Origin of the sequence: Streptomyces sp. NPDC090741 (genome assembly GCF_044769045.1) — a bacterium.
GTDB lineage: Bacteria > Actinomycetota > Actinomycetes > Streptomycetales > Streptomycetaceae > Streptomyces.
In genome coordinates this window covers 1-1563 of the sequence record NZ_JBIVXF010000052.1, presented here as the reverse complement: position 1 = coordinate 1563, position 1563 = coordinate 1, and the positions used below count along the sequence as shown (strand labels likewise).

The window sequence follows — 1563 nt, the reverse complement described above, 5'->3', positions numbered from 1 at the left end:
GTCGCCTACCGCTACTTCGCCACCGCCCGGCGCCGGTTCATCCTCGCCGACACCCCCGGCCACGTGCAGTACACCCGCAACATGGTCACCGGGGCCTCCACCGCCGACCTGGCCGTGGTCCTGGTCGACGCCCGCAACGGCGTGATCGAGCAGACCCGCCGGCACGCCGCCGTCGCGGCCCTGCTGCGCGTGCCGCACGTGGTGCTGGCCGTCAACAAGATGGACCTCGTGGGCTACGAGGAGCAGGTCTTCGCGAAGATCGCCGAGGAGTTCACGGCATACGCCTCCGACCTGGGCGTCCCGGAGATCACCGCGATCCCGATCTCGGCGCTCGCCGGGGACAACGTGGTCGAGCCCTCCGCGAACATGGACTGGTACGGCGGCCCGACCGTGCTGGAGCACCTGGAGACCGTCCCGGTCAGCCACGACCTCACCGCCTGCCCGGCGCGTTTCCCGGTGCAGTACGTGATCCGCCCGCAGACGGCCGAGCACCCCGACTACCGCGGCTACGCGGGCCAGATCGCCTCCGGCGTGCTGCGCGTCGGCGAGGCCGTCACCGTCCTGCCGTCGGGCCGTACGTCGGTCATCTCCGGGATCGACGCCCTGGGTGGGTCTGTTGACATCGCGTGGGCCCCTCAGTCGGTGACGGTCCGTCTCGCGGACGACATCGACATCTCGCGCGGCGACCTGATCGCGCCGGCCGCGAACCCGCCCGCCACCACGCAGGACGTCATCGCGACCGTCTGCCACGTCGCGGACCAGCCGCTGGCCGTCGGTGCGCGAGTGCTGCTCAAGCACACCACCCGCACGGTCAAGGCCATCGTCAAGGAGATCCCCTCGCGGCTGACCCTGGACGACCTGTCCCAGCACCCGAACCCCGGGCAGCTGGTGGCCAACGACATCGGCCGCGTCGTCGTACGGACCGCCGAGCCGCTCGCGCTCGACGCGTACGCCGACTCTCGCCGTACCGGGTCCTTCCTGCTCATCGACCCGGCCGACGGCACGACCCTGGCGGCGGGCATGGCCGGCGAGTCCTTCGCCTCCCAGGCCCGGACGACCGTCCAGGCGGATGACGAAGGCTGGGACTTCTAACCCATGCTCTCGGACATCTACTCCACGTTCGCCAAGGAAGGCGGCCGCGTAGGCAGCGGCCGTCTCGGCAGCGGCCAGGGAGGAGTGGCGCGATGTGCGCGATGACGTACGCGCACTGCCTGCGCGCCCGCACCCCCCACCAGCTGTACCTGTCCTTGCTGCACAGACGAAGACGTGCGTCATGAGATGACGCTACGAGAGGAAGCCCTCCCGTGCTTGCCACCGGTAACACCCGTACTCCGCTTTCCCGTTCCGGCGTTCGCCGCGGCGTTGCCGCCGCTGCCGCCCTGCCGCTGCTGATCGGCGTGCTCGCCTCCTGCGGCTACGGTTCCCAGGCCGACAAGCCGGAGGACAAGAAGGCGGGCGCCGCCGCTGACGGCACCAAGAAGCTGTCCGCGTCCGAGGTCCGTATCGGGTACTTCCCGAACCTGACGCACGCCACCGCGCTGGTCGGCCTCCAGGAAGGCCTGA

The 1563-nt window shown here is 70.6% G+C and carries 1 protein-coding gene and 1 pseudogene; both read left to right on the top strand.

All coding sequences use genetic code 11. The annotated features are described in order from the left end of the window. Window positions 1-1092 (top strand): sulfate adenylyltransferase subunit 1 (locus ACIQU4_RS42380; RefSeq protein ID WP_403743292.1); only part of this gene is annotated, 1092 nt, incomplete at its 5' end. Window positions 1093-1304: 212 nt separating this feature from the next. Then, a pseudogene (locus ACIQU4_RS42375) lies at window positions 1305-1563 on the top strand (sulfate ABC transporter substrate-binding protein); the annotation flags it as partial.